This window comes from Shewanella scandinavica (genome assembly GCF_031932065.1).
Lineage (GTDB): Bacteria > Pseudomonadota > Gammaproteobacteria > Enterobacterales > Shewanellaceae > Shewanella > Shewanella baltica.
The window spans coordinates 1-3,484 of sequence record NZ_JAUOES010000056.1 but is presented as its reverse complement, the minus strand read 5'-3'; the positions used below and the strand labels follow the sequence as shown (position 1 = coordinate 3,484).

At 42.8% G+C, this 3,484-nt stretch carries 3 protein-coding genes; 2 read left to right on the top strand and 1 reads right to left on the bottom strand.

Annotated features, from left to right (window positions below; all coding sequences use genetic code 11):
* Nucleotides 1-977: 977 nt before the first annotated feature.
* Nucleotides 978-1,871, bottom strand: a complete 894-nt coding sequence (locus Q4Q50_RS22250; protein ID WP_012196890.1) for a LysR family transcriptional regulator — start codon at nucleotides 1,869-1,871, stop codon at nucleotides 978-980.
* A 134-nt stretch (nucleotides 1,872-2,005) separates the two neighbouring features.
* Here Q4Q50_RS22250 and Q4Q50_RS22245 point away from each other — a divergent pair, with 134 nt between their 5' ends.
* Both Q4Q50_RS22245 and Q4Q50_RS22240 read left to right on the top strand, forming a co-directional pair.
* Entirely contained in the window at nucleotides 2,006-2,611 is a 606-nt protein-coding gene (locus Q4Q50_RS22245) for a short chain dehydrogenase (RefSeq protein WP_012196891.1), read from the top strand.
* Between the two features lie 595 nt (nucleotides 2,612-3,206).
* The gene (locus Q4Q50_RS22240) at nucleotides 3,207-3,335 is read left to right on the top strand and encodes a hypothetical protein (protein WP_259399866.1); all 129 of its coding nucleotides are present in this window, start codon (nucleotides 3,207-3,209) and stop codon (nucleotides 3,333-3,335) included.
* Nucleotides 3,336-3,484 lie beyond the last annotated feature (149 nt).

Here is a 3,484-nt window from a genome sequence, read left to right as displayed (position 1 = left end):
CAACGACTAATTGAGCGGTTTCGAGCTTAATGGCTGCGCTATATCGAGCACGTTTACTTTTATTCATGTTGTCACCTAAATGGGTTATGAGAGGATCATAACATTTCTTATTAGGTGGCCAAATTCACTATGCCACTACACATCGTGATTTGAATATTTACAGGTTAAGTTAAGACTAATCCAGTTCAATCGTGCGTTCGGTTTAACCTATTCTTAGACCACTTTTTTCACCTGCAGACGTGTCACTCGATCACCTTACGCTTCATACCATGTAGTCAGCTTTAACCAATCCCAATGAACTTCATGAGCTGTGGGCTGTAATACGTTAATGCCGGTGATCTATGTCGCCGGTACCTAAGGGTGTTGTTCCGTCTGGTCCTATGATCCTGCTGTGTTTACCTGCCGATGTGTCCGCTAATCTCACGCTGGCTAAATAGTCTTTGTGAGGCAGGGAGATTTAGTTAGGCGGATAAGTGTTGATACCTAGCATCAATGTGCATGTTTACGTTTTGTCAGCTGCTTTACCTGCAGGTGCGTTAGTCGTTCAAGCATTTGCTGATGATTGTGGGTGCAGCTGGCATTGATAGGGCTTTGTGCGACGATGGCGAGTGAGAATAGCGCACGTTTTCTTAGCCTTAGTTGTTACTGGTATGTTATTTGGGGATAGGGGGGGTGCACCATTAGGGTTCAACCGTGCTTCGATGCGGCCTAGATAATCCCTAGATCTCCTCAAAAAGTTGGGAGCACTCAAACCCATGTAGCAGTAGGGCTACAGGCGAGTCATTGCATCAACCCTACAGGAGGATGCAATGACGTGTTTTTGTTTTTTTGATGTTAATTATTTCCGCTCGAATAGGTCAGGGGAATTGCGAGATTTTGAGCTGTCTAGTGTGAGCTCTAAGCGCTCAATCGTTCAATCTACACAATACCTCGGGATATAAGCGTGTTAGTTGTCCATCATTAGAAGATAGTGCAACCTATGTGAGATATTTTTCCTTTAACAGAGAAACAATCCATTTCTGTAGCGGATCATTGCTATACCTGGGATGCCATGCAGCGATAACATCAAATGGCTCAGGTGACTCGCTCATTACTATTTGTGTCACGTTTAATCCTTCTACCGCTCTAGAAGGCAAGAAAGCAATAGAATCCGTTGTTTCAAGGTAAAGTGGAACTACGGAAAAACAAGGTGCAGATACAACGACATTACGCTCTAAACCAAACTGCTTGAACCAATCATCTATTGATCCTTTAAAATTAGGTCTGGATGGTGAAGCAATAATCGTCGGATAGCTTGCTATCTCTTTTAATGAGGGATTTACTTTAGAAATCGTTGAATGATTTGATGTTATGCATATATGGTGTTCTTCAAACAACTTAATTACTGGGTAAGGTTTAGGTATATAGTCAGGAAATGCTATCGCTAGGTTCACTTTCCCGCTTTCCATTAAGTCATTTAACCTATCTAATTCAAAATCTCTAACAATGATTTTTAAGTTCGGCGATTTAAGTCTCAATGTCGCAATTAACTGTGGTAGAACGATTTGTTGTGCATAGTCTGTTGCTGTTATGACATAGGTTCCTAAAACCGTTGTTGGATCAAATACTTTGGGAGACAGAAGCTCCTGAAATCCTCTAAGCAGTTTGTCGATTTCTCGCGATAATTCTTCTGCTAAAGGCGTTGGTACAAAACCATTAGTTTTTCGAAGAAACAATCGATCTTCAAATACGTCCCTTAATTTCTTAAGTTGCTCACTAACGGCTTGTTGGGTAAGCCCTAGCTGACTAGCTGCCTTCGATGCGCTTTGCTCACGAATTAACGCCTGAAAAACTCTGAGCTGTTTAATATCCAACCTATCAAGCTTGTTCATTCGAGTCCCCTTCTTGCTGAACAACTCATTACCAATTTTTATTGTATCACTTACAAAGAAACGTTGTTTCTAATTGTTTTTATCTCGCACTAACATAGCCCTTGCCGAAACAAATCAGCAAGACGGAGAGAGTCATGAAAACAGTAATTCTAATTGGCGCTTTAGGTAAGATGGGACAAGCTGCTTTATCTGGTTTAGGTAACCATAAAGTTATTACCGCAGGACGCTCTGGTGATGTAGATCATATCGTTGACATTACAGATGAAAACTCTATCAGAGCCTTATACGAGAAAGTAGGTCACTTTGACGCTGTAGTAAACACGGTTGGTTTTTGTGAATATGCCACTTTTGCCGATATGACAGAGTCACAATGGATGGCAACGGTTATGAGCAAAATGATGGGACAAATAAGCCTTGTTCGTATTGGGCAAGATTATATCGCAGATAATGGTTCATTCACTCTAATTAGCGGCATTTTAAATGTTAAACCAATCCCTTATGCAATTGCGGATGCAACAACAAGTGGTGCAATCGATACCTTTGTTAAGTGTGTCGCACACGAAATGCCAAGAGGGACGCGAATCAACGTCGTAAATCCTACTGTACTTGAGGAAGCATGGGAGGTTTATGGTGAAATGATGCCTGGCTTCGAGCCAGTGCCAGGTAAACTAGTAGGTAAGGCGTTTGAAAGGTCAGTTGATGGTTTTATCAATGGTGAAGTCTTGTTCGTTGATGCTTAGCTGATACTTAACTTCTCGTTAAGAAGCACGCCTTTCAACGGCGTGTTTTTTACGTTAATAGAGTACTTACGTTAGCAAGCTTTGGTCGGATAAGCGGCACTTGTTACCTAGTGCCGCTCTCCAAGAACCGTACGTGCAACTTTCACAGCATACGGCTCAAGCCTCCACTAAGGCGTATTACGTTTGCCAGCTGTTTTACCTGCAGATGTATTAGTCGTTTAGGCATTTGCTAATGTCTGTGGGTGCAGCCTGCATTGATAGGGCAGATATTGACGTGCTGTGCGACGATGACAAGTGAGAATTCTACACGTTTTCTTAGTTGCAGTTATTGCTGATATGTTATGTGGTGATAGGGGTATTACACCATTAGGGTTCAACAGTTCTTCGGTGCGGCCTAGATAATCCCTAGATCCCCTCAAAAAGTTGGGAGCACTCAAACCTATGCAGCAGTAGGGCTACAGGCGAGTCGTTGCATCAACCCTAGAGGAGGATGCAACGGCTCGCTTTTGTTGCTGTTGTGTTAACACTTGAGGGCGTAAAGGATAGGGCAAAAGGTGAGGTTTTTTGCTGTTTTGGGTGAATTGATGGCGCCCAAATGGAACCTCCTATTCGGCTCACGGTTTCGGTCGCGGCCTCATCCTGCGAAGGCGTTATCCGCTCCCTGTTTTTAGTCATCGAAAGCTGGCGAACTGGGATGATCTGCACACTGTTTTTGGGTGATTGAACGCGTTTTTAGGCTCATGCTGCCTTAACCTAAATTGTTATTGATATGTTTCTATTTAATGGGTGTTGTTCAGTGTGTTGCACCAATATGGTTCAACCGTTTTTCGATGCGGCCTAGATAATCCCTAGATAGCCTCAAAAAGTTGGGAG

Bases quoted from the DNA above. Each gene is read 5' to 3' on its own strand.
- Q4Q50_RS22250 (WP_012196890.1), bottom strand. From the start codon at position 1,871: ATGAACAAGCTTGATAGGTTGGATATTAAACAGCTCAGAGTTTTTCAG.
- Q4Q50_RS22245 (WP_012196891.1), top strand. From the start codon at position 2,006: ATGAAAACAGTAATTCTAATTGGCGCTTTAGGTAAGATGGGACAAGCT.
- Q4Q50_RS22240 (WP_259399866.1), top strand. From the start codon at position 3,207: ATGGAACCTCCTATTCGGCTCACGGTTTCGGTCGCGGCCTCATCCTGC.